Origin of the sequence: Micromonospora sp. WMMD964 (assembly GCF_029581455.1) — a bacterium.
Taxonomy (GTDB): domain Bacteria; phylum Actinomycetota; class Actinomycetes; order Mycobacteriales; family Micromonosporaceae; genus Micromonospora.
The window spans coordinates 2074806-2100498 of sequence record NZ_CP120860.1 but is presented as its reverse complement, the minus strand read 5'-3'; the positions used below and the strand labels follow the sequence as shown (position 1 = coordinate 2100498).

Genomic DNA, 25693 nt, shown 5'->3' with positions numbered 1-25693 from the left:
GACCCCATCCGTCATCGGTCAACGATGACGATCGCCGACTCCGTCGTCTGTACCTGTGACCGATCCCCACCCCACGAAGGAGATAGCCATGACGGCAACCCCCGCCTTCAGCGCCGCCGCGCCCCCGGTCGTCGACCGGGAGACCTGGCTGCGTGAGCGCGACGAACTGCTGGTCCGGGAGAAAGCCCATACCCGCGAAGGAGACGCGATCGCAGCCGCTCGCCGTCAGCTGCCGATGACCTTGATGCCGACGGTGGCGGTGCGGGGCGCTGGCGGGGACACCCCGCTGGTGGAGGTGTTCGAGGGCCGCCGGATGCTCATCGCCTACTTCCACATGTGGCACGACGGCAAACCGTACGAGCATCAGTGTGAGGGGTGCACCTTCTCGACCTGTCATGTGCAGATGCTGGACTACCTGCACGCTCGGGACGTCACCTACGCCGTGTTCTGCCAGGGCCCCTACGACGAAAGTGCTCCGTTCGCGGAGTTCATGGGCTACCGGTTCCCCTGGTATTCGGCGAAAGACTCCGACCCGGTTCTGGTCGACGGTCGCGGCTTCGGGTTCATCGCGTGCTACCTGCGCGACGGCGACGAGGTCTACGAGACCTACTGGACCACCGGGCGGGGCGTGGAGGCCTTGATGACCACCTACCACGCCCTGGATCTCACGGTGTACGGCCGGCAGGAGAACTGGGAAAACTCGCCTGAAGGCTGGCCGCGGGTCACCGGGCACCCGTGGCGCCTCAACGGCCGCCCCACCGCGCAATGGTCACGCCCCGGCGTCGCACCGCGATGACGTCCCGATGATCGAGGTGATCATGCTCGGGTCGGCCGCGGTGTCAGCCTGCTGCTGCGTCGTGCCGCGGGCGGGCGCTTCCCGCAGAGCCCGCATGGTTGCGGGTGCGATGGTGGCTGTCATGGCCGCCGTGGCCCTCGACGCCGCACCGGTTGTGCAGTACGCGGGCACGCTGCTGCTCCTGGCCTTGGCGGTGGCAATCGTCGTCGGCGGTCCGACCGAGCGCGGCGCGGAGGTGGAGTGGCACCGTACGGCCGGGGCCGTGCTCATGGCGCTCGCCGTGCTGATGCATCAACCCGCCGAGTCGATGGTTACCCACCACATGACCGGCGGACCCCGGACGGACCACGGCACCGGCCCCGGCCACGACGCGGCGCTTGTGTTGCTACGCGCCGCCATGGCGGCTTACCTCTGCTGGATGGCAACCGCACTAGTCCGGCTGCGCAGTACACCGATCACGAACCTGCTCCGTTGGGAGCACCTGGCCATGGGGGCGAGCCTCGCGGCCATGATCTTCCTCATGAGCTAGCCGAGCAGGCCAGACGGCGATCACCTGACGTTGGAGTAGGGGCCCGATGCACGGGCCCCTACTCCGGGATCAGCGAAGCACCTCGACGGTGTTGCGGCGGACCAGGTTCTTGCCCGGCTCACGGATCTGCTCCATCGCGGCCGAGTTGAGCAGCACACAACTGCCCGACGGGCCGGTCACCGTGACGGTGGTCGCCCGGTTGTTGTCCAGGTTGGTCACCCGCAGCCGGGTGCCCACCGGGAACTGCCCGCTGGTGGCCGCCGGACCGGCGGCCTCCTCGAAGAAGGTGATCGCACCGGAGCAGGCCGAACGGGGTGCCGGGCCGGACGCGCCGGGTGAGGCGGCGCCGGGGCGTACCGTTCCGGGTGCCGGCGCGGCGGCGGGCGGCGCGGCACCGTCGAGGCGTTCCACCACGTTGCGGCGGATCACGTTCTTCCCGGGCTCCCGGACCAGCTCCATGGCCGCGGCGTTGAGCAGGACGCAACTGCCCGACGGGCCGGTCACCGTGACGGTGGCCGCCCGGTTGTTGTCCAGGTTGGTCACCCGCAGCCGGGTACCCACCGGGAAGCGATCGCTGGTCGCCGCAGGCGCCCCGCCCTCCGCGGAGAAGGTGACCGAACCGGAGCAGACGGACGACCGTGTCGGGGAGGTGCCGGCGAACCCCAGGTTGGTACCGACCGCTACACCCGCTGCGGCGAGCACCGCCACGCTCGCCGCCAGCACGTGCTTGCGCTGCACCCTCATCGCCGTCACTCCCGTCCTCGGTGTTTCCGTCACCGCCTGGTACGGACGGGAGCGCCCTACCGTTCAGCCGGGACGGGAATCGATCGGGCGACGGTCAGGTCCACCGGCCCGTACCTGGTGCGTGGCGCGCCGGTGCTCAGCGCCCAGTAACGGTCCCCGTACGACCAGTGCCACCACTCGGTCGGGTAGTTCACCATCCCGACACCGCCGAGGGCGTCCACCATGATCTGCCGGTGCCGACGGGCGGTCGCGCTGATGGTGGGCGCGTCGGTGAAGCAGGCGTCGGCGCTGTCCTCCGGGGTGGCGTCGATGGCCGTGCCCAGGTCGAGTTCCACGCCGTCGTCGGTACACAGTGTCAGGTCGACGGCCCCGCCCGTGCTGTGCGGGGCCACCTCGACCGGTGAGACGAACTTGGTGGTCTCCCGGTGCAGCCGCTCGGGGGACCAGTCCGGGTGCCGACGACGCAGCTCGTCGCGGTAGCCGGTGAAGATGGCCAACTGCGCCTGGTACGGCCGGTAACCCTCGACCACCAGCAAGCGTAGACCGCCGGGCAGGGCACGCTGCGCGGCCAGCAGGCGGTCCACGACCCCGGCGCGCAACCGGGCGTACGCCCCGGCGGGGTCGGCGGCACGGCCGTCGAGGCGCAGCTCGGGCAGGGCCCGCAGGTCCACCAGCGGGTCGCCGTCGTCGGCGCTGGGCACGGCCGCCACCCGGGGATCGGAGAGCAGGATCATCGGACGCTCCCCGCCGTCATCGCGGGCCGTCCGCTGTGCCGGACGCGGGCCAGCTCGACGAGTCGGTCCACCACCTCCCGGTACCCGACACCGACGGCAGCCCATACCTTCGGGTACATCGAGTGCGCGGTGAAGCCGGGCATGGTGTTCAGCTCGTTGACGTACACCGCGCCGGTCTCCTCCTCGTAGAAGAAGTCGACGCGGGCCAGGCCCCAACCGCCGATCGCGGCGAACGCGCGCAGCGACAGGTCACGGATCCGCTCGGTCACCTCGTCCGGCAGGACGGCGGGGACGATCATCGGGTCGGCGACGCCGAAGTACTTCTGCTGGTAGTCGAACCAGCCGCCGACGACCTGCACCTCACCGACCGCCGACGCCTCGGGGCGCGAGCCGCCGAGCACCGCGCACTCCAACTCGCGACCGGTGACCCCCTGCTCGACCATGACCACCTGATCGTGCCGGAGCGCCTCCGCCACGGCGGCGGCCAGGTCGTCGCCCTCCCCGACCCGGGTGATGCCGATCGAGGACCCCATGCCGGCCGGTTTGACGAAGAGGGGTCGGCGCAGCCCGGCGACGAGTTCCTCCGGGTCGTCGACCGTCCGGAAGGTGTGCGAGTCGAAGGCGACGTACGGGGTGACCGGAATGCCCTCGGCCCGCAGCGCCCGCTTCATCGCCACCTTGTTCATGCCCACCGCGGAGGCGAGGATGCCGCACCCGACGTACGGCACGTTCAACGACTCCAACAGCCCCTGGACCACACCGTCCTCACCGAACGGGCCGTGCAGCACCGGGAAGACCACGTCCAGCTCGGCGTGCACCGCCCCGGGTGCGTTGGCGGCGGCCACCTGCACGACTCCGGGGCGCGGGCCGCGACGCAGCTCGACGGCCGGGCCGGTGACCGTCAGTTGGTCGTCGATGGCCCGCTCGGCGGATGGCCGGTCGCGCAAATCGGCCAGGACCGCGTCGGGCATCAGCCGGAACCCGCCACTGCGGGTGACGCCGATGGCGACCGTGCGGTAACCGCTGCCGGTGAGCGCCCGGGCGACTCCGAGCGCCGACGCGCAGGACACCTCGTGCTCGGCCGACGGGCCGCCGAACAGGATGCCGATCCGAACGGGTGCGCTCACGCCGCCACCCCCTCCGCCGCCGTCACCGCGACGGGCCGCTGGACCACCAATCGGGCCAGCAGCGACGCCTCGACGTTTCCGCCGGTCAGCACCACACCGACCGTCCGCCGCCGACCGAAGCCCACACCCGCGTCGCCGGTGAGCCGGAGCGCACCGGCCAGCCCCGCCGCACCGGACGGCTCGGCGAGCACCCTGAACTCCATCAGGATCAGCCGGAACGCCGCGCTGATCTCGTCGTCGTCGACCCGGACGACCCCGCGCAGCACATCGCGCACGATGGCGAACGGCAGCTCACCCACGCAGGTCGGCCGCAGCCCGTCCGCGATCGTGGGCGCGGGCGCGACCGGCACGCGCTCACCGGCCGCCAGGCTGCGGGCGAGCGAGTCGCAACCCACCGGCTCCACGCCGTACACCTCGATGCCTTTCCCGGCCGCGGCCAGGCACGCGCCGGCCACCCCACCACCACCACCGACGGGTACGACGAGCGCGTCCAGCGGTGTGCCCGCGCGCTCGGCCTCCTCGATCAGCTCCAGGCTGGCCGTCCCCTGCCCGGCGATGACGTCCGGGTGGTCGTACGCGTCGACGACCGGATGACCGGTCTCGTCGCTGAGCTTGTCGGCCGTCGCCACCCGCTCCCGCACGTCGGTCCCCGCGAGCACGACGCGCGCCCCCGCCGCGCGGGCCCGGTCGACCTTCGTCGGTGCCGCGTCGACAGGCAGCACCACGGTCGCGGCGAGCCCGTGCTCCCGGGCGGCCAACGCCACCGCGATCGCGTGGTTCCCGGTGCTCTGGGCGATCACGCCGGAGTGGCCGTCCGCGGCGAGCCGACCCACCGCCCGCAGCGCGCCCCGCATCTTGTACGAGCCGCCGTTCTGGAGGTTCTCGGCCTTCAGCAGGATGCGCGCCCCGGCCAGATCGTCGATCACCGGGGACCGCAGCACGGGGGTGCGGACCACCCGTCCGGCGAGCCAGTCGGCGGCCTCCCCGACATCGACCCGGACCCGGCCAACGGTGCGTGACATCGTTTCTCCTTTCGGGCACGCCGCAGGTGGGGTCCAGCGGTACGCGGACCCGAGCGGTGTGGTGGAAGCGTCAGTGCGTGTCGGGTAGTCGGACGTCGACTCTCAGGCCGCCGTGCTCGGCGGGCCGGGCCGCGATGGTGCCGTCGTGTGCCTGGGTGATCGAGCGGGCGATGGCCAAGCCCAGGCCGGCGCCCCCACCCTGCGCGGTGCGGTCCCGGGCCAGTCGGCGGAACGGCTCGAAGAGACCGGCCACCGCTTCGGCGGGTACGGGCTGGCCGGTGTTGACCACGGACAGCGCCGGTTCGCCGCTCACCACGACGGTGAGTGAGCCGCCGCGCCGGTTGTACTTGATCCCGTTCTCCACCAGGTTGGTGACCAGGCGTTCCAACAGCACCCGTTCACCGACGACGATCCGGGGCGCGAGGTGGGTGTCGATCGTGACGTCGGCTTCCCGGGCCCGGTCCTGATAGCCGGCGAGCACCGCCTCGACGATGGTGTCGAGGCGCTGCGGTATCCGTGACCGCAGGCCCTGGTCGCTCTCGCTGAGCGCGAGCAGACCCTCGATCAGCCGCTCGTTGCGCTCGTTGGTCTCCAGTAGTTGGCTGGTCAGCAACTCCAACTGTTCGCCGCTGAGCGCTCGGGCCATACCGACCTCGATGAGGGTCCGCTGCACGGCGAGGGGCGTGCGCAACTCGTGCGAGGCGTTGGCGGCGAAGCGCCGCTGCCCGTCGTACCCGGCGGAGATGCGTTCCATCATCGCGTCGATCGCCCGGGACAGCTGGGCCAACTCGTCGCGACCCCGGGGCCGGATCCGGTGACCGAGGTTCTGCGGGCCGACGTGCTCGATGGGCCCGGTCAGGTCACGGACCGGACGTAGGCACCACACCGCGCCGAGCCAGACCCCCACCAGCGCGGCCACCGTCACGAGCAGGACGGCCGCCAGGGGCAGCACGAACGCCCCCGGGCGTACGTCCGCGCAGACCGTGTACAGCCCGGGTATCGGCAGGTCGCAGAACTGCTGCCCCCAGGTCCAGGTCACCCCCGTCAGCCATGTGCCCAGTGTCGGCAGCGCGGGCCCGGCCAGCAGGGCCAGCAGACCCACGAGCAACACCCGACGTCGGGGCGTCCAGGTCACGCCGTCCCGCCGATGCGGTAGCCGGCCTTCGGAACGGTGTGGATGATCGCCGGGTCGCCGAGCTTCTTGCGCAGGGTCATCACGGTGACCCGTACGGCGTTGGTGAACGGGTCCGCGAACTCGTCCCAGGCCTGTTCCAACAGATCCTCGGCACTGACGACCTGGCCGTCCGCGCGCAGCAGCACGTGCAGCACCGCGAACTCCTTCGGGCTGAGCGGGAGCGGGCGGCCGTCCCGGGTGGCCGTGTGCCGACCCACGTCCAGCACCACGCCGTCCTGGGCGAGCACCGGCGGCAGCGCGGGCGTGGACCGGCGGCCGAGAGCCTGTACCCGGGCGACCAGTTCGGCGAAGGCGAACGGCTTGGTGAGGTAGTCGTCCGCGCCGAGGCCGAGACCCTCCACCCGGTCGCGGATGCCGGCGGCGGCGGTGAGCAGCAGCACCCGCGTGCCGACCTGGGCGTCGGTGATGCTGCGGCACACCTCGTCGCCGGTGTGCCCGGGCATGTCCCGGTCCAGCACCGCGACGTCGTACCGGTTCACCCCGATCCGCTCCAGCGCACCGTCACCGTCGTAGCAGACGTCCACGGCCATCGACAGGCGGCGCAGCCCTTCGGCCACCGTGTCCGCCAACAACCGCTCGTCGTCCGCCACCAGCACCCGCACGTCGTCCGCTCCCCCGAGTTCCGCTTACCCGGCATACCGTGGCAGGCCCGGGTTAAGGGTTCTGTAAGCACCCGCCGACAGCCATCGTCCACGGCATTGCCCCAGGGACAAGTAGCCGCGACCCAGGTGGCCGCCGGATTCGTCCCATTCCCGCATCGCCCACGCCCCGAATCCCGCCCGCCCCGACGGCAGGTAACGGAAAGTGAGCCGCGTCACCCGGGCACCGGGACCGTTCGGCCCGACAAGCGATATACCTCTGAGTCATAAATATGACTCAGAGGTATATCGCTCTCTGCCCTTCCTTCCTCGGGGGAGGTGACGCCGCGTGAGCACGGGTCGCCGGGCGGGTCAGTCGCAGGCCGTGCCGTCGCCGTCGCGGTCCAGGTCGTAGATGTCGGACCCGATGACGCGGATGGGGCCGCTGACGTAGGCGGGTCCGTTGCCGCTGCCGCCCGCGCAGTCGACGTCGCTGGCGATCGGGACGCAGCCGCTGTAGTTCGGGTCGCACTTCGACGACTGCGGCTTCTTGGTGCCGACGGCGACGACCTGGGTCACGGGCTGCTTCGTCACCGTGGACTTGACCAGCTTCCGGGCCGTCCGCACCCCGTCGGTGGTGGTCACCTCGTAGGTCAGGGTTCGTACCCCGTTGACGCCCTTGGTCCGGACGACCCGCTTGCCCTCGGCCAGAGACGAGTCCTTGACGGTCTTTTCGGCGTACCGGATGGTGGCCTGCTCGGTCTCGGTCGTCACCTTGACGACCGGCGCGGGCGCGGCATCCGACGGGCTGGGCGAGGCCGTTGCCGACGGCGCGACGGCGTCGGGTGTGGCAGTCGGCGCGGCGGCCGGAGTCGAGGTCTCTTCGGTGGGCTCGACGGACGCCGCCACGATGGGCTGCTGCGCCTGGTCGGCGGCGGTGCCGGTCTTGGTCGGCTCCGGATCGCCGGTCAACGCGCCGATGATGGCGGTGCCGGTGCAGCAGAGCAGCAGGATCGACAGGGTCACCGAGCCGAGGATCACGGCGGTACGGCTGGCGGGACTGGCCCGACGGAACCAGTTCGGGCGGGCCGCCTGACCAGACGACGGGTACGGCGGGCCCGGATTCTGTGGTGGTTGCATCGTCACGGCGATGAGTGTCGTCGCAAACACCGTCCGCAATATCATCCGTCGCGCTCGTCACCTGCGCCGTTCGCTTCGCACCGATGATCCGTGGGCGCGTCCTCGGACGACGAGACGTCACCCGGGGCAGCCCTCCAGGCCGGTCGGCCACGGCCGATCGTGCGGCTGCATTTGCCGCCAACCACGGCAAATCCGCATCCACCACACCCTCCTGCGGTCCACCAGCGGAGGAGGACCGGGGATGTGTCGCGATGTCGTCAGCAGACGGGCTCAGCGGCCCGAGCCGACCCGGCGATCCGGCCGACCCCGCAACGAGCTGAGCCCGACCAGCAGCAGCGCGATCGCGAACATCGCGGTGCCGATGACGTTGACCTGCGGCGGGATGCCCCGCTGGGCAGCGCCCCAGACGTACATCGGGAAGGTGACAGTGGTGCCGGCGTTGAAGTTCGTGACGATGAAGTCGTCGAAACTCAGCGAGAAGGCCAGCAACGCGGCGGCCACGATTCCGGGCAGCACCAACGGCAGGGTGATCCGGCGGAACGTCTGCCACTCGCCGGCGTAGAGGTCCATCGCGGCCTCCTCCAGCCGCCGGTCCATCCCGGCCAGCCGCGCCTTCACGGTGACCACCACGAACGACATGCAGAACACCACGTGTGAGATCACGACGGTCCAGAAGCCCTGTGGCACCCCGGCGGACACGAACAGGGCCAGGAGCGACGTGCCCATCACCAGCTCCGGGGTGGCCAACGACAGGAAGACCAGCAGGTTGATCCCGGTCCGCCCCCGGAAGCGGTGTCGGACCAGCGCGAACGCCATCAGGGTGCCGAGCACGGTGGCCACGGCGGTGGCGAGGAACCCGATCTGCACGCTGCGAACCACCGCGTCGCACATGTCCGAGGTGGCGCACGGCCGCCGCCAGTTGTCCAGAGTGAACTCGTGGAAGTCGTACGACAGCCGGTTCGACGGGCGGTTGAACGACAGCGCCGCCACCACCAGATTCGGCAACGCCAGGTAACCGAGCACCAGCAGCGCCACGATCAGCACCCAGCGGTCGGCCAGCCAACGCGCGATCCTCACCGCATCTCCTCCCGGCCGACCGTGCGGAGATATCCGTAGACCACGGCGAGGATCGCCGCCATCAGGAGGACCGACAGCGCGGCGCCCTGCGGGTAGTCCAGCCGGACCAGGAAGGCCGAGTCGACCACGTTGCCGATCATGTACTCGTTCGGGGTGCCGAGCAGCTCCGCGTTGATGTAGTCGCCACTGGCCGGGATGAAGAACAGCAGCGTGCCGGCGACCAGACCGGGCATCGACAGCGGCAGCGTCACCCGACGGAACGCCCGCGTCGGGCTCGCGTACAGGTCGCCGGCCGCCTCCAACAACCGGGGATCCAGCCGCTCCAGGCTCGCGTACAGCGGCAGCACCAGGAAGGGCAGAAAGGTGTACGTCAGGCCGAGCACCACCGCGAACGGGGTCGCCAGCAGGCGACCCTCCGGTGCGAGCAGGTGCACGTCCCGCAGCACACCGACGAGCGCCCCGTTGTCCGACAGGACCGTCTTCCAGGCCAGCGTCCGGACCAGGAAACTGGTGAACATCGGTGCGACCACGCACACCAGCAGCAGGTTCCTCCACCGACCGGCCTTCACCGCGATCGCGTACGCCAGCGGGTAGCCCAGCAGCAACGCCACCACCAAAGCCGATCCGGCGTAACCGAACGAGCGGAGGAACTGCGGCCAGTACGCCCGCACCACGTCCGGGTAGTTGCCGAACGCCCACGTCATCGCGTAACCGGTGGTGAGCGAACCGCTGGGGTCGTAGAGGCTGGCCGCCGCGAGCTGCGCCAGCGGCACACCGAAGAAGAGCAGCAGCCAGGCCGCGCCGGGGAACACCAGGAGGTACGGCAGGAGCCGCAGTCGCGCCCGCCGGGTCACGACGACGCGCTCAGCAGGAACGCGTGCCGTGGATCCCAGTGCGCCACCGCCGTACTGCCGACCGCCACCCGCGTCGACGTTCCACTGTTGGCCGCGAACACCGACAGCTCGGCGCCCCAGCCGGTACGCAGCAGGTACTGCGTGCTGACCCCCACGTAGGAGGCGTCGGTGACCACCCCGGTGACGTGTTGATGCCCCACGGGCACCTGGTCGGCGGAGCCGACCAGAATCAGCTTCTCCGGGCGTACCCCCAGGTGGACCGGCCCGTGGTCGGCCCGGCAGCGGCCGACGGGCACCGAGAAGCGCGCGCCGTGCGCCGTCACCGTGACGTCGCCGCCGCTGACGCCGGTGGCCTCCCCGGCGAGCAGGTTGGACTGGCCGAGGAAGTTCGCGACGAACGCGGTGGCGGGGAACTCGTAGATGTCGGCGGGCGCGCCGAGTTGCTCGATCCGGCCGGCGTTCATCACCGCGACCGTGTCCGCCATGGTCATGGCCTCCTCCTGGTCGTGGGTGACGTGCACGAACGTGACGCCGACCTCGGTCTGGATGCGCTTCAGCTCGATCTGCATCTGCCGCCGCAGCTTCAGGTCGAGCGCGCCCAGCGGCTCGTCCAGGAGCAGCACCTGCGGCCTGTTGACCAGCGCACGGACCAGCGCGACCCGTTGCTGCTGGCCGCCGGAGAGTTCGGCGGGGCGACGGCTGCCGTAACCGTCGAGCTGTACCAGCGAGAGCATCCGGTCGACCTCGTCGTCCACCGAGCGGATGCCGCGTCGACGCAACCCGAAGGCCACGTTCTCGAACACGTCGAGGTGCGGGAAGAGGGCGTAGCTCTGGAAGACCGTGTTGACCGGTCGCTGGTGCGGGCGCAACCGGCCGATGTCCCGGTCGCCGAGCAGCACCTGACCGCTTGTCGGCTGCTCCAGACCGGCGATCATCCGCAGGGTGGTGGTCTTGCCGCAGCCGGAGGCACCGAGCAGCGCGAAGAAGGAGCCCTGGGGAATCGTCAGGCTGAGGGCGTCGACAGCGGTACGGGTGCCGAACCGCTTGGTCAGGTCGGCCAGCCGCAGGTCACCGCCCGGTGTCTCGCGCGCCATCCGCGTCACGCTCCGATGACCTGCTGGAACTTGCCCTCGTACTCCCTCTCCTGCTTCTCGTCCAGGGTCATGAACACCGTGGCCCGCGACAGCAACGCCTCGTCGGGGAAGATCAGCGGGTTGGCCGCCAAATCCGGGTCGATCTTCTCCATCTCGGCCTGGGCGCCCCGGACCGGGCAGATGTAGTTGACGTACGCGGCGACCTTCGCGGCGACCGCCGGCTCGTAGTAGTAGTTGACGAGTTGCTCGGCGTTGGCCTTGTGGGTGGCCTTGTTGGGCACCAACATGTCGTCGCTGTAGAGCATCGCGCCGGAGTCGGGGGCGACGAACCTGATCTTGTCGTCCGCACCGGCGAGTTGGATGACGTCGCCGGACCAGCCGATGCACGCGGCGATGCCACCCTTGGCCAGCTCCGGCGCGTAGTCGTTGCCGGTGAACCGGCGGATCTGCCCGGAGTCGACGGCCTTCCTGAGCTTGCTCAGCGCGTCGTCGAACTGGGCGGGTGTGAAGTTCGCCGGGTCGTGCCCGTTCGACGCGAGCAGCAGGCCCATGGTGTCGCGCATCTCGCTGAGCGCGGTCACCCGGCCCTTGAGGTCGGGGCGGGTGAGCAACTCGTCGACAGTCCGCAGTTCCTTCGTGACGTTGCCGTTGTACGCCAACCCGGCGAGACCGGACTGCCACGGGATGGAGATGCGGTTCTCGGGGTCGAAGGAGCGGTCGAGCAGCGACGGGAGCAGGTTGGCCCGTACGTTCGGGATCCTCGCCGGGTCGAGCTTCTGCACCCAGCCGAGCCGACTCACCCGGGCCGCCATCCAGTCACTCAACACGATGATGTCCCGGTCGATGCTCTGGCAGGCGGCGAGCTGGTTCCGTACCTTGCCGAAGAACTCGTTGTTGTCGTTGATGTCCTCGGTGTACGTGACCTCGATGCCGGTCTTCGCGACGAACTCGTCCAGACTGGGCCGCTTGGACTCGTCGGTCTCGTCCACGTCCAGGTACTGCGGCCAGTTGGAGAACGCGAGCTTCTTCTCGGTGCCGGACAGGTCCTCGCTGACGCAGCCGGCCTCGGTCTGCTGGACGCCCTCGGTGCCGCAGCCGGCCAGGCTGCCGCCCGTGGTGAGCAGGGCGACCGCGCCCAGAGTGCCGGTGAGTAGTCCACGCCGGGAGAGGGGCCGGAGGGGCGCGCGCATCAGTTTTCCTCAGGGTCGGTGCGGTGGACGCCTGACACGATGACAAACCCGCAGCGCCGAAAGAGCATCGGGGCCAGCGTGTCACCACTCGTGCAGGAGGCCGTCACGCTCAGCTCGCCTCGCTCGCCTTCCGAGGGCTTGGTCGGCTCGCCATCCCGGCCGGGCTTGGTCGAGTCGCCTTCCCGGGCGGGCTCTGTCCACTCGCCCCCCGGCCGGGCTTGATCGACTCGCCTTCCGAGGGCTTGATCGACTCGCCTTCCGAGGGCTTGATCCACTCGCCTTCCGGGAAACCGGGCCATCCCCGCGCCGTGATACCGCGCTTTCCTTGAACCCGAGTGGATCAGCGGTCGGCCGGGCGGCCAGCGATCAGCGGTCGGCCAGGCGGCCAGCGATCAGCGGTCGGCCGGGCGGCCAGGCAACGGCAGTCCTTCAGCCGACCAGCGATCAGCAGGCAGGCAGGCGGCCAGCGATCAGCAGCGGGGCAGGCGGCCGGGGCTCAGCGGCCGGGCCGACGGACGCCCTCGACGAACGCCGACCAGGCGGTCGGCGCGAAGGTCAGGGTGCCGCCCTCGCGGTCCTTGCTGTCTCGCACCAGCACCCGACCGGGCAGGTTGTCGGCCACCTCGACGCAGGCACCACCGTTGTTGCTGCTGCGGGTCGCGGTGCGCCAACGGGCGTCGGTCATGTCCATGTCGTGGCCACTTCCCTGATCAGCTCGGTCGACCGGCGTTGAGGTAACGCCTCGCCGGTGACGCTCTCCCACCTGCGTCCCAGGCTAGCGACATCGACGGGATCGGTCACGATCTGGCCGCGGAGCTGGTTGTCGAGATACGCCAATTCCGTCCCGTCGGGCAGACGGCCCAACACGAAGGGGCCGGCCAGACCGGTGTGCCATGGACTGTCGGCCGGGATGACCCGAACCTGCACGTGCTCACACTCGGCGACCGCCGCCAGGTGGGCCAACTGCCCGGACATCACCGCGCGGTCGCCGACCAGGCGGCGCAGCACCACCTCGTCGATCACCACGACGAGCTGCGGCGGGGCATCGCGATCGAGGACCGCCTGCCGTTCGAGACGGCTCGCAACGATCAGGTCCACCTCGGACGGTGCGACCAGGCCGCCGGTGCCCAGCACCGCGCGAGCGTACCCCTCGGTCTGCAGCAGGCCCGGCACGAGCAGCGGCTCGTACCATCGGATCGAGATGGCGTCCTGTTCGAGGTCGGCCCACGGCCGGAACCACGGCAGGTCACGGCGGCGGAACGGCTCCGGCCAGAGGTCGGCCGCGTCCCGGCCGAGGACCTGGGCCACCGCCACCCGAGTACGCGGATGCGGGATGTGCCCCACGGCAAGCCACCGCGCGGTCGTCTTCGGGTGCACGCGAACCTTCTCCGCCAGCGACTCGACAGTCTCCCCCGCCTCAGCCATCGCCACCCGCAACGCCTCGTTCGCCACCGGAGCCTCCCGCCCGCCAGGCGCACACCGTGACCTCGTTCGATGTACGTTGCGGCGCATGGTAACCACGCTGCGTGGCGGTGTCTGCGGCCTACCGGCGTGTGGTGGTCGGACGTTTCGGCGCACTTTCAGAACGCCCCCGGAACGCCCCCAAGCCGCCCCACCAACGCCCCCGACCAGCCAGCGTGCCCGTAGCGACGGACCAAGCCCCCCGCGGCGATTGATCCACTCCACATCGCCGATAAGGCGGTATCAACCAGCCCCAACACCGCCACATCGCCGATCTGCTGTAGGCCACCCAACGCCACACCCCCGCGCCCACCCCACACCCCGCCCACTCCTGTTGATCAAGAGGTTTCGGTCAAAGACCGGCGCATTCTTGACGCAAACCTCTTGATCAACACCGAGGAGGGCGGGGGCAGCCCGGGGGGGGCGGGACCAGCCCGGGGGGGCGGGACCAGCCCGGGGGGCCCGGGGGGGCAGCCACGGGCGGGGGCAGCCGGGGACAGGGGGCGGGGCGCCCGGAGGGGGATGGCGCGCGCCGGGGGGATTAGTGGTTCGGGGGGATTACCCGGAGGTGGCCTCGGCGGCCGGTGGAGTGGGCCTGGTCGGGGTGCGACCGGTCGTGGGGCTCCTCCGGAGGGCGGGGAGCCGGGCGGGCGGCTTCGCGGACCGCCTCGGCGAGCGCGACCAGGTCGTCGGTGGTGGGGGGCGGGGGCTCGAACTCGCCCTCGTGCCGGACCACATCCCAGCCCCGCGGTGCGGTCAGGCTGCGGGCGTGCGGCTCGCACAGGTCGTACGTGTGCGGTTCGGCGAACGCCGCCAGCGGCCCCACCACCGCTGTCGACTCGTTGTAGACATAGGTCAATGTGGCGACCGCTTGCCGGGGGCAGCCGTTACGGGAGCAGCGCCGTGGTGACCTCACGGCGGCAGGGTATCTCCATTACCGGGTCCGGCGCACCGCTTCGCGTTGCGACACGCCCGTCATGGTGATCACAGTTGACCGTTCTGGGCGCGCCGCGCCACAGGAGCGGCGCTACCGCTGACCAGCCCGGCACGGGCGCTACCCTTTGCCTCATGACAAGCCCGGAACACCGCCGCCCCGGCTCCGGCCGGCGTGCGCACCGCGACCGGCACGGGCGCGGCCTGCGCGGGCGGCTGGTGCCGGCGACCGTGCCGTTGGCACGGACCAAGGCCGAGGTCTTCGACGACCTGGTTCTGGACACGGTGGAGACGCTGGAGCGCCGGTTCGCCAAGGAGTTGGCCGGGGTCGAGTTCGCTGTCGAGGACGTCCCACCGGACCTCAACGTCTACGACTCCGACGTCCTGGAGGACGGCGAGGTTCCGCTGGCCCGACTGCTGCCCGGTCGCCCGGGCCGACAGGAGGTGCCTCCGAGGATCGTGCTGTATCGGCGACCCCTGGAGTTCCGGGCGATGGACCGTGAGGATCTCGCCGACCTCGTCCACGACGTGATCATCGAGCAGGTGGCGAACCTCCTCGGGGTCGACCCCGACGAGCTGGCCTGAGCAGCCCGGCCGTGCGCCGCGCGATCAGCTGGCCGAGCGCGCAGACCGAACACCGCACCGCACCGAGCGACCAGGACGAGCGCCGCACCGAGCGATCCGGCGCCACACTGCGCCGCGCTGGGCGATCCATCCGAGCGGAGCAGTCCGGCCGTGCGCCGCGCCGAGCGGCCTGAGCCGCGCGCTGCGCTGAGCGACCCCCCGCGGGCCGGACTCCGCTTCGGTCGAGCTGCCTGCCGGGTGTGCTGTCGGGCGGCCCCCACCGCCGACGACCGCACACCGCTCAGGCGGCCCGCCGCTTCAACTTGCGCCGCTCCCGCTCGGAGAGCCCACCCCAGATGCCGAACCGCTCGTCGTGGCCCAGAGCGTATTCAAGGCATTCGGTCTTGACCTCGCAGCGCCCACAGATCCTCTTCGCCTCGCGGGTGGAACCGCCCTTCTCGGGAAAGAACGCCTCGGGGTCGGTCTGCGAGCACAGTGCTCGCTCCTGCCACTCCGGCGCGTTTCCGAGCAGGTCGGCCACCTCAAGCTGGCCGTCCATCAAATGCCTCCTTGTCGCGCACCGGCGTCATCGCCGCTGCAACCCCCCACGCGAAAGGCGTGCTTGTCCGTCCGGTCCCGTTTTGTTGCGTTCCGTGCGAACAACCCCATTCAAATTACACGCGTGTAATACGTGCGCCGTCAAGCCAAACTTGATAATGGAGTCGCCCTCCCGACACCCCCGGCCGGCCTTCCAGGCCGCCCAGCCTCGCAACCTGCCCTATCGATTCAGACCCCGGCCGAGTAACGCCCTCCCCGGCGAGTCGCCCGACTTTTCTGCCGTGGCGCTCCCCTGACGGGTCGCCACCAGGCACCTCCACCCTCAAGCTGATCTTGGTGGGGGACAGGTTAACGCGGCACGGCACAGACCGCCCGCCGAGCAGTGGACAGCACGTACGCCCCGTCCACGATGTGGACGGGGCGGGACGCGCGAATCGGGGCGGAGAGGTCAGCCGGCGGCCCCGAAACCGCTGCTCGGCCACACGAACTCGGCTATCACTCCACCATGGACAGAAACCGTCCCGGCGGAGGTCTTCTCGTCCCACCAGACGGTATAAATTCCGGCCGGTAGATCCGGGTAGACCGCACTGTGGAACGAGCCGTCCCGTACCCGGCGCTCACGAACCGCCGAGTGGACCCGACGGTCCTCGTCCCGGCTGATCTCGATCTCCCGGCCGTGCAGGTCCCGGCTCGTGTAGACGATCAGGGCACCGGTGTCGCCACCCAGTTCGAGAACGACACTCCCGGTCTCGGACGGCCCGTACGCGTGCTCGTGCACCCGCTGCTCCCCCGCGCCGATCAGGACCCCGCCGACGGGTTGTTGAACCCGTCGTACGGCGTACCCAGGTAGGGGAAGGTGGCGAGGAACGGCGCCGTCACATCGGCGGCGCTCAACCCCGGGGTTACCGCGGCGGCCGCCGCGTCCGGGCGGAACGTCTTGTCCACCAGCGGGACGGTCAGCCCGGCGATCGCCCGCAGCGCGATGCTCACCACGTCGTCGCCGACCCGCCGCCCGTTCGGGAAACCGGCCAGGTCACCGCCGAGCACCCCGAACCGGTCCGGGCGGGCAGCCGGCCGGATCGCGGTGTTCAGCCGCAGCATGTCCGCCTGCACGTCGCCGGTGGCGTTGGTGAAGCCGTCGATCAGCCCGGCCGGTACGCCGGTGAGCAGGATCGCCACCAGGTCGGCGCGGGCCTTCTTCGCCTTGGTGAGCTTGTCCAGGTTCGGGAACACGTCCGGGTAGAGCGCCGGCAGCAACGCGGCCAACTCCGGCTGCTCGACGAACTGGGCGAACCGCTTGTCCTCCGACGGCGGCAGCGAGTTCCACAGGTCCTTCTTGGACATCGGCACGATGACCTCGTTGAACAGTGGATTGCCCAGCCGGGAGACCTGGGTGAACGGGCCGGTGGCGGTGTCCGCCGCGCCCCGGTCGCCGAGCACCCGCACCTGCCGACGCGACGCCGAGGTCCACACCCCGATCACCGACGCCGGGTCACCGACGCCGTACCGGCTGGCACGCCGACGCACCCGGTCCAGTGGCACCTGGACGGCGATGCTGTGCACGTTCATCCGGTCGGTGGCGTTGACCGGCTCCCCCTCGGCCTTGAAGATCTTCTTCCCGGCGACGTGCAGCTGCTGGAACGGCCGGAGCGTGCCGAGATCGAAGATCGCCCCCAGGTCGACGAAGAAACCGTCCGCGCGCTGCCCGGCGAAGACCCGCTCCCCGGTGGACAGGGAGTAGGTCGCCTGCCGCACCAGGTCGGCGTACTTCGGGGTGGACAGCGGGCCGACGTTGCACGGCGGGCAGGGCAGGCGATGCGCCAGCCGCTGCTCCCGGCCGTCGGCCACCCGGGTCAGGCTGTAGAACTGCCGCCGGTTCCAGGTCTTGCTGTCGAGCGAGTCGATCGGGCCGGTGTTGTAGAGAAAGCTGTTCGGGTTGGTGATCTCGGTGGTGAATTCGAACCGGTAGGTGACATCCGGGCGGCCGTCGCCGTCGTTGTCGATATGGATCTCGTAGCGCACGTCGTCGCCGAACTCGAAGAAGTTCGGGCCCCCGGAGGGCAGCTGCAACGGAACGTAGTTGGCGATCAACGTGACCGTGTCGCGCTTGTCCGGGCTGACGAACGCGTACAGGTCGGAGCTGTCGGCGACCGGATCCTTGGCGATCTCCGGGGCCTCGCGGTGGGAAGACATGGCGGACCAACCTCACTGGGCGGGATCGGGGAGCGGAGCGGGGTGTCGGGTCAGCGCCGGGCGGCGCGTCGCAGTCGATCCGCCAGGCCGCGGTCGCGTACCTCGATCCGGGTCTCACCGACGAAGACGTCCATCGTCCCGGAGGCGGCGTCCCGCAGGTGCACGATGATCGGCTCGTCGGCCCGCTTGGCCGCACCGGGGGCGTTCTGGGCGGCCGACAGACCCGGCACGGTGAGCGCGGCGGCGCCCAGGGTGGCGGTGGCCGCGGCGGTCAACGTCTGCCGGCGGGTCAGTCGCGGCCACTGCCGCTTCCGCTGATCACTGGTCATGGGCAACCTTTCCGGCGGCGGCGCGAACGCGCCCGCGAGGACGGACGGGTCCGGTGCCGTCCAACGACGCCGGGCCCCGAGGGGGACACCGGCGGCGGTCCTCGCCGCGACCGCCACCGGCATCGCGTGGTACGGCCGGGGGCGGGGAAAGGTTCGACGTCAGCGCCGGGCGTGACCGTACGCAGTCGTCCGCTTGCGCGCCGGCCGTCCGGCCGCGGTGGCGATGGCCCGCAACTGCTCCTCGGTACGCGCCGAACCGTTGCCGGAGCCGGCCATCCGGGAGATGGTCTCCTCCATCAGCGTGCCGCCCAAGTCGTTGCAGCCGCCCTGGAGCATCGCCACGGTGCCCTCGTCGCCGAGCTTCACCCAGGAGCACTGGATGTTGTCGATCCGGCCGTGCAACAGCAGCCGGGACATGGCGTGCACCACCCGGTTCTCCCGCCAGGTGGGCCCGGGACGGGCGATGCCGGCCAGGTAGATCGGGGCGTTGGTGTGCACGAACGGCAACGCCACGAACTCGGTGAACCCGCCGGTACGGTCCTGTACCCCGGCCAGCACCCGGAAGTGCGCCAGCCACTGCCCAGGATGGTCGACGTGGCCGTACATCATCGTGGAGCTGGACCGGATGCCCAGCTCGTGTGCCGTGCTGACCACCTCGACCCAGGCGGCGGCGGGCAGTTTGCCCTTGGTCAGCACCCAGCGCACGTCGTCGTCGAGGATCTCGGCGGCGGTGCCCGGGATGGTGTCCAGCCCGGCCTCGCGCAACTGGGTCAACCACTCGCGGACCGGCACGCCGGCCTTCGCGGCGGCGGTGACGATCTCCATGGGCGAGAACGCGTGCACGTGCATCTCGGGCACCCGGGCCTTGATCGCCCGCACGATGTCGGCGTACCCGGTGACCGGCATCTTCGGGTCGATGCCGCCCTGCAGGCAGACTTCGCTGGCCCCGGCGGCCCACGCCTCCTCGGCCCGGTCGGCGACCTGGTCGACGGAGAGCCGGTACGCGTCGGCGTCCCGTTCACGCTGCGCGAAGGCACAGAACCGGCAGCCCACGTAGCAGACGTTGCTGAAGTTGATGTTGCGGTTGACCACGTAGGTCACGTCGTCGCCGACCACGTCCCGGCGCACGTCGTCGGCCAGACGGCACAACTCGTCGAGCGCCCGCCCGTCCGCGCCGAACAACGCCAACGCCGCGTCGGCGTGCCGGGGGTCGAGCAGCGCCGCCGGGTCGTCCGCCGCGAGCCGCAGCCCGGCCGACAGGTCACGGTCCGCGGCCACCATCGGGGGTACGCCCGCGCGACGCGCGACCGCCTCCGGGGCGACCTTGCCGGCCACCTCGGACCAGTCCCCGTAGACGCTGTCGAAGTCACCCCGCCGGTCGTCGGTCCGACCGGTGGTGTCGATCGTGGCGTGCAGGTCGACCCGCCCGCCGAACGTCTCCTCCGGCTCCTGCCACGGAAGACCCTGCGGCCGAGCCGACTCGACAGCCATGCCGGTCGCCGGATCGGCTAGCGCACTCACGTGCGGCAGCAGCCGAGGATCGAGCCACGGGTCGCCCGCGCGCACGTACTCCGGGTAGATCGTCAACCGCTCCCGCAGCGTGAACCCGGCCGACTCGGTGTGCCGGGCCAACTCCTCGATCCGCGGCCACGGGCGCTCCGGGTTGACGTGGTCCGGGGTGAGCGGCGAGACACCACCCCAGTCGTCGATGCCGGCCCGCAACAACAGGTCGTACTCGCCCGCGATGAGGTTCGGCGGAGCCTGGATCCGGGCCTTCGGGCCGAGCAGCAGCCGGGCCACCGCCACCGTCGCGGCCAGGTCGTGCAACTCCGCGTCGGGCATGCCGCGCATCGCCGTGTCCGGCTTGGCGCGGAAGTTCTGCACGATCACCTCCTGGAGGTGCCCGTACTCCCGATGTGCACGGCGGATCGCGAACAGCGCGTCCACCCGCTCCGCCGGGGTCTCCCCGATGCCGATCAGGATGCCAGTGGTGAACGGCACCCCCACCCGGCCCGCGTCGTCGAGCACCCGCAACCGGACCGCGGGCTCCTTGTCCGGTGAGCCGAAGTGCGGGCCTCCCGGCTCGGACCACAGCCGGGTAGCCGTCGTCTCCAACATCATGCCCATGCTCGGGGCGACCGGCTTGAGCCGCTGCAACTCCGACCAGGACAGCACCCCCGGGTTGAGGTGCGGCAACAACCCGGTCTCCTCCAGCACCGCCACCGCGCAGGCGCGCAGGTAGTCCAGCGTGGAGTCGTAGCCCCGCTCGTCCAACCAACTCCGGGCCGCCGGCCACCGCTCCTCCGGCCGGTCACCCAGGGTGAACAGGGCCTCCTTGCAGCCCTGCGCGGCACCCTCCCGGGCGATCGCGAGGACCTCGTCGCGGTCCAGGAACGGCGCCGGCAGCCGGTGCGGCACCGTCGCGAACGTGCAGTAGTGGCAGCGGTCCCGGCACAGCCGGGTCAGCGGGATGAAGACCTTCTTGGAGTACGTGACCACACCCGGCCGCCCGGCGTCGCGCAGCCCCGCGTCCCGGATCCCCCCGGCCACCCGCAGCAACTCGTCGAGCGCGTCACCTCGGGCGGACAGCAACGCGGTCGCCTCGTCGACATCCAGCGCCCTCCCGGTCGCGGCTCGGCCCAGCGCCCGCCGCACACTCGCGTCGCTCGGGCCGGGGTCGCTGCCCGCGCCGGAGCCGCCGCTCGGACCGGAGCCGCTGCCCGGGCTGGAGTCGCCGCTCAGACCGGAGCCGCTGCCCGGGCTGGAGTCGCCGCTCGCGCCGGAGTGGATGCGATCAACCATCCGCTCAGCCTATGCGCAGCGCGAGCCCGCTCGACCGGCCAGTGCCCGCACCGTGAGAAACGGCCCACCTCGGCTCCCGCCCGGCTCGGCACCGGCGTGGTGACGGTGCCCGCTGATCTCGCCGCGCCGGGCGCTGCGATCCACATACCTGGTGATCAAATGATGAAAAGTAGGTCCCAGAGCGTCTGTGGACCTACTTTTCATCACTTGATCATGGAGTCCGACTCAGCAGGGCTGGTCGGGGTGCTCGCCGGGCTTGATGTGCTGGGTGCGGTCGTCGTCCGAGTCGGCGGGGCGGGTGATCGCCTGCGTCGGGTCGGCCGGGCGGGGAATCGCCTGGGTCGGGTCGGCCGCGGCCGGGTCGGCGGGGCGGGTGATCGCCTGGGTCGGGTCGGCGGCGGCCGAGTCGGCGGGCTGACGCGGGATGGCCTGCGTGGGATCGGCCGACGGCGGCTGCCCGAACGGCGGCGCGGCAGGAGACGGCGGTGCCTGGTTGACCGGCGGGGCGGACTGCGGGAACGGCGGTGCCGACTGCGGCGCGGACTGGAACGGCGGCGCGGACTGCGGGTGCGGTGCCGACTGGAACGGCGGCCCGGACTGCGGGTGCGGCGGTGCCGACTGCGGGGCCTGGAAAGGCGGGGACGGCTGACCGAACTGGCCCGGGAACTGCGCCGACGGGTACCCGCCCGGCTGGCCGGGAGTGGGCCAACCGCCCTGCGGCTGCCCACCGGGCTGACCTGGCCAACCACCCTGCTGCTGCGGCCAACCACTGTGCGGCTGACCGGGCTGCGGCTGACCGTAGACGCCGGGCTGGGGCTTGGGCCGCGGCACGTAGTAGTGGGCACGCCAGACGGTGTAGACGACCCACGCGGCGACCGCGAAGACGACCATCCAGGCGAACCGGGTGAGCACGCCGAGCAGCGCGTCGAGGATCTCGGCCTGAGCCAGGCGGCCGACGGTCCAGATCAGCATGGTCAACGTTCCGAAGAACGCACTGACCGCGTACTCGACGAGGGCGACCTGCGTGATCAGCTTCGCCTTCGGCAGCACCGGCGAGATGTGCGTGGCGAGCAGCACGGCCAACAGCGGCAGACCCACCGCCTCCACCCCGATGAACGAGTAGAAGGCGCTGCCCGACCGGTCGGTGAAGGTGCCGTAGTCGCTCGGAGCGATCAGCCGGAGCAGGCCCACGAAGAGGAACACGGCGTTGGCGCCGAGCAGCGCGAGCGCGGCGAGCTCGCGTAGTGGCTTGGTCAGCTGACGGGCCTGCGACGCGTCGGTCGACGCGGGCTCGGCGGGGCTGGTCACGAACTCCCCCTCGGGGCAGGAACGGACAGGGCGCACGTGAGCCTAGTCTCCCGGGTCACCGGCGGACCGGAGGCGTCACGTGCGCGAGGATGGTCGACATGCGCATCGTGGTTCTGGCCGGCGGCATTGGTGGCGCCCGGTTCCTGCTCGGCGTCCGGGCGTACGCCCGGGACGTCGGCGCGGAGGTGACCGCCGTTGTCAACGTCGGCGACGACCTGTGGCTGCACGGGTTGAAGATCTGCCCCGACCTGGACAGCGTCATGTACACGCTCGGCGGCGGCGCCGACCCGGAGCGGGGCTGGGGTCGGGTCGGCGAGAGCTGGACGGTCAAGGACGAGCTGGCCGCGTACGGCGCACAGCCGACCTGGTTCGGCCTCGGCGACAAGGACATCGCCACGCACCTGGTGCGTTCCACCATGCTCAACGGCGGTTACCCGCTGAGCGCGGTCACCGAGGCGCTGTCCACCCGCTGGGAGCCGGGGGTACGCCTGTTGCCGGCCACCGACGACCGGCTCGAGACGCACGCCGTCGTCGAGGACGAGCAGGGGCAGCGGGCGATCCACTTCCAGGAGTGGTGGGTGCGGTACCGGGCGGACATCACCACCAGGCGCTTCGTGTTCGTCGGCGCGGAGACGGCGAAGCCGGCACCCGGGGTGCTGGAGGCGATCGGTTCGGCCGACCTGGTGCTCGTCGCGCCGAGCAACCCGGTGGTGAGCGTCGCGCCGGTGCTGGCCGTACCGGGGCTGCGCGAGGCGGTCGTGGACGGCCCGGCGCCGGTGGTGGGTGTCTCGCCGATCATCGGCGGCGCTCCGGTGCGCGGGATGGCCGACCGCTGCCTCGCTGTGCTCGGCGTCGAGTGCAGCGCCGCCGGGGTGGGCCGCCTGTACGGAGGCCGGTCGGACGGTGGCCTGCTGGACGGGTGGCTGGTGGCCGAGGAGGACGCGGGCACTGTGGTGCCCGAGATGACGGTCCGCGCGGTGCCGCTGCGGATGACCGACGAGGCGGCGACGGCGGCGATGGTCCGCGCCGCGGTGGAGTTGACGTGAGGCTGGAGATCCTGCCGGTGCTCGGCATCGGCCACGTGACCGAGGGTGACGACCTGCCGGCGGTGATCGCGACGGCGGCGCCGTGGCTGCGCGACGGTGATGTGCTGGTGGTGACCAGCAAGATCGTTTCCAAGGCGGAGGGGCGTCTGGTCGACGTCCCGGCGGACGGGCCGGAGCGGCTGGTGGCGCGGGACGAGATCCTGGCCGGTGAGACCGCCCGGGTGGTCGCCAGCCGAGGGCCGACCCGGATCGTGCAGACCCATCACGGCTTCGTGATGGCGTCGGCGGGTATCGACGCGTCGAACGTGGACAAGACCCGACTGGTGCTGCTGCCGGTCGATCCGGACGCTTCGGCACGGGCCCTGCGCGAGGCGCTGCGGGAACGCTACGACCTGGACGTCGCGGTGATCATCAGCGACACGATGGGTCGACCCTGGCGCAACGGGCTGACCGATGTGGCGCTCGGGGTGGCGGGAATGCCGGCCATCCGCGACCACCGGGGCGAGGTGGACCCGTACGGCAACGAGCTTCAGTTGACCCAGATGGCAGTGGTGGACGAACTGGCGGGTGCCGGCGAACTGATCAAGGGGAAGTGCGACCAGGTTCCGGTCGCGGTGGTGCGGGGCTACCTGTCCGCCACCGACCCGGATGACGCCGCCGGTGCGCGGGTCCTGGTCCGCGACGCCGCACAGGACCTGTTCTCGCTCGGCACCGCCGAGGCCCGGGCCGCCGGGCTCGCCGACGCCGCCGCGCTGACCGACGCTCTCGGCTCGACGCCGGCCGACCTGGGCGCGGTACGACGGGCGATCGACGCGATCGCCGACGTCGTCGCCCCCGGCACGGTCTTCACCCTGGTGGACGAGGCGGAGGTACGCGCCGGACTGGTCGCCGAGATGCCGGGCTGGCCCGAGGGTGCCGCGCTGGTGTTGGGTGAGGCTCCGACGCCCGTCGAGCCGCTCGGTCTGGTCCGCTTCGGCGCCGACCTGCACCGACTACGCGTCGCCCTGGCCGCCGAGGGGGTCCAGTCGACCCTGTTGCCGCCGCCGCCGGGCAGCCCGGCGAGCGCCGCACTCGCCCTGTGAGCGACGGCCGGGTCAGGCGTCCAGCATGGCTCGGCCGAGCGGCGTCAACATGTGCAGCACGCTGTTGCGCTCCCGGTGACTGACCAGCAGGCCCGCGTTGCGCAGCACGGTGGCGTGCTGGCTCGCCGCGGCGGGCGAGATGTTGAGCTGGCGGGCCACCTCGCCGGTGGTGCAGCCCTCGTCGCTGGCCTGCAGAACCGCGGCCCGGGTGCGCCCGAGCAGCGCGGCGAGTGAGTCGCGGGTGGCACCGGACGGGGCAGCACCGATGCCGTTGGCCGGTGCCAGCCCACCCAGCCGGTCCACCGGGTAGACCAGCACCGGCGGCAACGCCGGGTCGAGCAACGCGACCGGAGTGCTCGCACAGAAGAACGACGGCACCAGCAGCAGCCCTCGACCGTCCAGGTGCATCTCCCGGCTGTGCGGGTAGTGCCGGACCTCCAGCACCCCATTCTCCCAGCGCATGGCCGGCCGGAGGCTGGTGAGGAGCCCTTCGACACCGCCGTCGAGCAGCGCGCGGGCTCGGCGGGCCCGGTCGGCCGCCACCGCGGCCTGGATCCGACTCCAGTACGGGCTGATCGCCAACGACCGGTACTGATGCATCGACTCGGCGAGGTGGTGCAGCACCGCCACCTCGCCGCGGGCCAGCGCGGCGGCCGAGGAGGGCAGCTGGTTCTCGGCGGCCAGCACGCTCAGGTCCCGGTGCAGCAGCTCGGTGGGGGTACGGCGAAGCGCGTCCAGCCCGGCCTCGAAACCTTCCACGCTGGCGTACGGGGTGAGGAAGTCGGGGAAGTAGCCGCGTGGCGGGTTGAGCGCGAACAGCAGTCGGAGCTGCTCGGACGCGGCGTTCTGACGCAACCCCCGGGACACGGTGCGCCGCCAGTGCGCCGTCAACGGATCACGGTTGCGGCCCTGGAGCACGTGCAGGCTGAGGACCAGCTCCCAGATCGGGTCCGCAGCCGGTGCCACCCGGGTCCGGAGGATGTCCTCCCCAGAAAAGTAGATCTTCAGCATGGTGCGCTCCCGTGTCGCCGGCAGGGGGATACCGGGTGACCGTTCGACTCTACCTGGACGGCACTAATCTCCATCTTTAAGCCTGAGCTGAAAAACCTCGACGTGCTCCCGGCCGGTTCGGCATGCTTCCAGTGCTCGAACAGGTGCCGGCGCGTCCTCGACGCTTCCGGCCCTTGGGCACCGGGACCGGGGAGGCCCCGGTGATCGGGCGGCACCACGAGGGTCTGCGGCCCCTTGCTCCGCAGAGGTGCCGCCCGGTCACCCGAATACACGCACCCACCCGTTGTCGGCCGACGGATTCGACGAGTCGCCGCGTCACCGAGCCG

General features: G+C 71.2%; 26 protein-coding genes. 5 read left to right on the top strand and 21 right to left on the bottom strand.

What is annotated here, in order from left to right; genetic code table 11:
* Positions 1 to 88 precede the first annotated feature (88 nt).
* Together O7616_RS09890 and O7616_RS09885 are read left to right on the top strand one after the other, a co-directional pair.
* The gene (locus O7616_RS09890; protein ID WP_282306515.1) at positions 89 to 796 is read left to right on the top strand and encodes a DUF899 family protein; all 708 of its coding nucleotides are present in this window, start codon (positions 89 to 91) and stop codon (positions 794 to 796) included.
* Positions 797 to 803: 7 nt separating this feature from the next.
* The gene (locus tag O7616_RS09885; protein WP_282306514.1) at positions 804 to 1325 is read left to right on the top strand and encodes a hypothetical protein; all 522 of its coding nucleotides are present in this window, start codon (positions 804 to 806) and stop codon (positions 1323 to 1325) included.
* Between the two features lie 69 nt (positions 1326 to 1394).
* Here the strand turns inward: O7616_RS09885 and O7616_RS09880 are convergent, their stop codons facing one another.
* The 14 genes from O7616_RS09880 to O7616_RS09815 form a co-directional block, all read right to left on the bottom strand.
* Positions 1395 to 2069 carry a hypothetical protein gene (locus O7616_RS09880; protein ID WP_282262446.1) on the bottom strand — a complete coding sequence of 225 codons (675 nt, stop codon included), beginning with the start codon at positions 2067 to 2069 and terminating at the stop codon, positions 1395 to 1397.
* A 56-nt stretch (positions 2070 to 2125) separates the two neighbouring features.
* Positions 2126 to 2803, bottom strand: coding sequence for a M15 family metallopeptidase (locus O7616_RS09875; RefSeq protein WP_282306513.1), 678 nt, complete (start codon positions 2801 to 2803; stop codon positions 2126 to 2128).
* A complete protein-coding gene (locus O7616_RS09870) occupies positions 2800 to 3930 on the bottom strand; it encodes a D-alanine--D-alanine ligase family protein (RefSeq protein ID WP_282306512.1) in 1131 nt (376 codons plus the stop codon). Before O7616_RS09870 ends, O7616_RS09875 begins: the two co-directional genes overlap by 4 nt.
* Complete coding sequence (locus O7616_RS09865) at positions 3927 to 4952, bottom strand: pyridoxal-phosphate dependent enzyme (protein ID WP_282306511.1); 1026 nt, start codon at positions 4950 to 4952, stop codon at positions 3927 to 3929. The genes O7616_RS09870 and O7616_RS09865 overlap by 4 nt, the downstream gene beginning before the upstream one ends.
* Positions 4953 to 5022: 70 nt before the next feature.
* Positions 5023 to 6087 (bottom strand): ATP-binding protein, encoded by a 1065-nt coding sequence (locus O7616_RS09860; protein ID WP_282262450.1) that lies wholly within the window; start codon positions 6085 to 6087, stop codon positions 5023 to 5025.
* Positions 6084 to 6749: a response regulator transcription factor gene (locus O7616_RS09855; RefSeq protein WP_282262452.1), complete on the bottom strand. Its 666-nt coding sequence runs from the start codon at positions 6747 to 6749 to the stop codon at positions 6084 to 6086. The genes O7616_RS09860 and O7616_RS09855 overlap by 4 nt, the downstream gene beginning before the upstream one ends.
* A 348-nt stretch (positions 6750 to 7097) precedes the next feature.
* Complete coding sequence (locus O7616_RS09850; RefSeq protein ID WP_282307582.1) at positions 7098 to 7865, bottom strand: G5 domain-containing protein; 768 nt, start codon at positions 7863 to 7865, stop codon at positions 7098 to 7100.
* A 270-nt stretch (positions 7866 to 8135) separates the two neighbouring features.
* Complete coding sequence (locus O7616_RS09845; protein WP_282306510.1) at positions 8136 to 8942, bottom strand: ABC transporter permease; 807 nt, start codon at positions 8940 to 8942, stop codon at positions 8136 to 8138.
* Entirely contained in the window at positions 8939 to 9796 is an 858-nt protein-coding gene (locus O7616_RS09840) for an ABC transporter permease (RefSeq protein ID WP_282306509.1), read from the bottom strand. The genes O7616_RS09845 and O7616_RS09840 overlap by 4 nt, the downstream gene beginning before the upstream one ends.
* Positions 9793 to 10890 carry an ABC transporter ATP-binding protein gene (locus tag O7616_RS09835; RefSeq protein ID WP_282306508.1) on the bottom strand — a complete coding sequence of 366 codons (1098 nt, stop codon included), beginning with the start codon at positions 10888 to 10890 and terminating at the stop codon, positions 9793 to 9795. Before O7616_RS09835 ends, O7616_RS09840 begins: the two co-directional genes overlap by 4 nt.
* Positions 10891 to 10895: 5 nt before the next feature.
* Positions 10896 to 12080 (bottom strand): spermidine/putrescine ABC transporter substrate-binding protein, encoded by a 1185-nt coding sequence (locus tag O7616_RS09830; protein ID WP_282306507.1) that lies wholly within the window; start codon positions 12078 to 12080, stop codon positions 10896 to 10898.
* A 496-nt stretch (positions 12081 to 12576) separates the two neighbouring features.
* The gene (locus tag O7616_RS09825; protein ID WP_282306506.1) at positions 12577 to 12771 is read right to left on the bottom strand and encodes a DUF397 domain-containing protein; all 195 of its coding nucleotides are present in this window, start codon (positions 12769 to 12771) and stop codon (positions 12577 to 12579) included.
* A complete protein-coding gene (locus tag O7616_RS09820) occupies positions 12762 to 13505 on the bottom strand; it encodes a DUF5753 domain-containing protein (protein WP_282307581.1) in 744 nt (247 codons plus the stop codon). The genes O7616_RS09825 and O7616_RS09820 overlap by 10 nt, the downstream gene beginning before the upstream one ends.
* Positions 13506 to 14082: 577 nt before the next feature.
* Positions 14083 to 14457: a DUF3499 domain-containing protein gene (locus tag O7616_RS09815; protein WP_282306505.1), complete on the bottom strand. Its 375-nt coding sequence runs from the start codon at positions 14455 to 14457 to the stop codon at positions 14083 to 14085.
* A gap of 152 nt (positions 14458 to 14609) precedes the next feature.
* Here O7616_RS09815 and O7616_RS09810 point away from each other — a divergent pair, with 152 nt between their 5' ends.
* The gene (locus tag O7616_RS09810) at positions 14610 to 15059 is read left to right on the top strand and encodes a metallopeptidase family protein (protein WP_074316962.1); all 450 of its coding nucleotides are present in this window, start codon (positions 14610 to 14612) and stop codon (positions 15057 to 15059) included.
* 280 nt (positions 15060 to 15339) lie between these two features.
* Here the strand turns inward: O7616_RS09810 and O7616_RS09805 are convergent, their stop codons facing one another.
* The 6 genes from O7616_RS09805 to O7616_RS09780 all read right to left on the bottom strand — a co-directional run bounded on the left by O7616_RS09805 (position 15340) and on the right by O7616_RS09780 (position 22228).
* Positions 15340 to 15597: a WhiB family transcriptional regulator gene (locus tag O7616_RS09805; protein WP_088986255.1), complete on the bottom strand. Its 258-nt coding sequence runs from the start codon at positions 15595 to 15597 to the stop codon at positions 15340 to 15342.
* 447 nt (positions 15598 to 16044) lie between these two features.
* Positions 16045 to 16374 carry a phospholipase gene (locus tag O7616_RS09800; RefSeq protein WP_282306504.1) on the bottom strand — a complete coding sequence of 110 codons (330 nt, stop codon included), beginning with the start codon at positions 16372 to 16374 and terminating at the stop codon, positions 16045 to 16047.
* Between the two features lie 20 nt (positions 16375 to 16394).
* Positions 16395 to 17789: a DUF4331 domain-containing protein gene (locus O7616_RS09795; protein ID WP_282306503.1), complete on the bottom strand. Its 1395-nt coding sequence runs from the start codon at positions 17787 to 17789 to the stop codon at positions 16395 to 16397.
* Positions 17790 to 17839: 50 nt separating this feature from the next.
* Positions 17840 to 18118 carry a hypothetical protein gene (locus O7616_RS09790; protein ID WP_282262462.1) on the bottom strand — a complete coding sequence of 93 codons (279 nt, stop codon included), beginning with the start codon at positions 18116 to 18118 and terminating at the stop codon, positions 17840 to 17842.
* A gap of 159 nt (positions 18119 to 18277) precedes the next feature.
* Positions 18278 to 20920, bottom strand: a complete 2643-nt coding sequence (locus tag O7616_RS09785) for a bifunctional FO biosynthesis protein CofGH (protein WP_282306501.1) — start codon at positions 20918 to 20920, stop codon at positions 18278 to 18280.
* 225 nt (positions 20921 to 21145) lie between these two features.
* Positions 21146 to 22228: a hypothetical protein gene (locus O7616_RS09780; RefSeq protein ID WP_282306500.1), complete on the bottom strand. Its 1083-nt coding sequence runs from the start codon at positions 22226 to 22228 to the stop codon at positions 21146 to 21148.
* A gap of 98 nt (positions 22229 to 22326) precedes the next feature.
* Between O7616_RS09780 and cofD the strand changes: the two genes are divergently transcribed.
* Both cofD and O7616_RS09770 read left to right on the top strand, forming a co-directional pair.
* Positions 22327 to 23274 (top strand): 2-phospho-L-lactate transferase, encoded by a 948-nt coding sequence (gene cofD / locus O7616_RS09775; protein WP_282306499.1) that lies wholly within the window; start codon positions 22327 to 22329, stop codon positions 23272 to 23274.
* A complete protein-coding gene (locus O7616_RS09770) occupies positions 23271 to 24356 on the top strand; it encodes a coenzyme F420-0:L-glutamate ligase (protein ID WP_282306498.1) in 1086 nt (361 codons plus the stop codon). The genes cofD and O7616_RS09770 overlap by 4 nt, the downstream gene beginning before the upstream one ends.
* A 12-nt stretch (positions 24357 to 24368) precedes the next feature.
* On the opposite strand, the gene O7616_RS09765 is transcribed toward O7616_RS09770, so the two are convergent.
* Complete coding sequence (locus tag O7616_RS09765) at positions 24369 to 25367, bottom strand: winged helix-turn-helix domain-containing protein (protein WP_282306497.1); 999 nt, start codon at positions 25365 to 25367, stop codon at positions 24369 to 24371.
* Positions 25368 to 25693 lie beyond the last annotated feature (326 nt).

What these genes read in the sequence shown, in the direction of transcription:
- O7616_RS09830 (WP_282306507.1), bottom strand. Translation starts at nt 12,080, where the DNA reads ATGCGCGCGCCCCTCCGGCCCCTCTCCCGGCGTGGACTACTCACCGGC.
- O7616_RS09835 (WP_282306508.1), bottom strand. Translation starts at nt 10,890, where the DNA reads ATGGCGCGCGAGACACCGGGCGGTGACCTGCGGCTGGCCGACCTGACC.
- O7616_RS09795 (WP_282306503.1), bottom strand. Translation starts at nt 17,789, where the DNA reads ATGTCTTCCCACCGCGAGGCCCCGGAGATCGCCAAGGATCCGGTCGCC.
- O7616_RS09785 (WP_282306501.1), bottom strand. Translation starts at nt 20,920, where the DNA reads ATGGTTGATCGCATCCACTCCGGCGCGAGCGGCGACTCCAGCCCGGGC.
- O7616_RS09765 (WP_282306497.1), bottom strand. Translation starts at nt 25,367, where the DNA reads ATGCTGAAGATCTACTTTTCTGGGGAGGACATCCTCCGGACCCGGGTG.
- O7616_RS09805 (WP_088986255.1), bottom strand. Translation starts at nt 15,597, where the DNA reads ATGGACGGCCAGCTTGAGGTGGCCGACCTGCTCGGAAACGCGCCGGAG.
- O7616_RS09820 (WP_282307581.1), bottom strand. Translation starts at nt 13,505, where the DNA reads ATGGCTGAGGCGGGGGAGACTGTCGAGTCGCTGGCGGAGAAGGTTCGC.
- O7616_RS09865 (WP_282306511.1), bottom strand. Translation starts at nt 4,952, where the DNA reads ATGTCACGCACCGTTGGCCGGGTCCGGGTCGATGTCGGGGAGGCCGCC.
- O7616_RS09890 (WP_282306515.1), top strand. Translation starts at nt 89, where the DNA reads ATGACGGCAACCCCCGCCTTCAGCGCCGCCGCGCCCCCGGTCGTCGAC.
- O7616_RS09875 (WP_282306513.1), bottom strand. Translation starts at nt 2,803, where the DNA reads ATGATCCTGCTCTCCGATCCCCGGGTGGCGGCCGTGCCCAGCGCCGAC.
- O7616_RS09790 (WP_282262462.1), bottom strand. Translation starts at nt 18,118, where the DNA reads ATGACCAGTGATCAGCGGAAGCGGCAGTGGCCGCGACTGACCCGCCGG.
- O7616_RS09825 (WP_282306506.1), bottom strand. Translation starts at nt 12,771, where the DNA reads ATGGACATGACCGACGCCCGTTGGCGCACCGCGACCCGCAGCAGCAAC.
- cofD (WP_282306499.1), top strand. Translation starts at nt 22,327, where the DNA reads ATGCGCATCGTGGTTCTGGCCGGCGGCATTGGTGGCGCCCGGTTCCTG.
- O7616_RS09810 (WP_074316962.1), top strand. Translation starts at nt 14,610, where the DNA reads ATGACAAGCCCGGAACACCGCCGCCCCGGCTCCGGCCGGCGTGCGCAC.
- O7616_RS09885 (WP_282306514.1), top strand. Translation starts at nt 804, where the DNA reads ATGATCGAGGTGATCATGCTCGGGTCGGCCGCGGTGTCAGCCTGCTGC.
- O7616_RS09850 (WP_282307582.1), bottom strand. Translation starts at nt 7,865, where the DNA reads ATGCAACCACCACAGAATCCGGGCCCGCCGTACCCGTCGTCTGGTCAG.
- O7616_RS09880 (WP_282262446.1), bottom strand. Translation starts at nt 2,069, where the DNA reads ATGAGGGTGCAGCGCAAGCACGTGCTGGCGGCGAGCGTGGCGGTGCTC.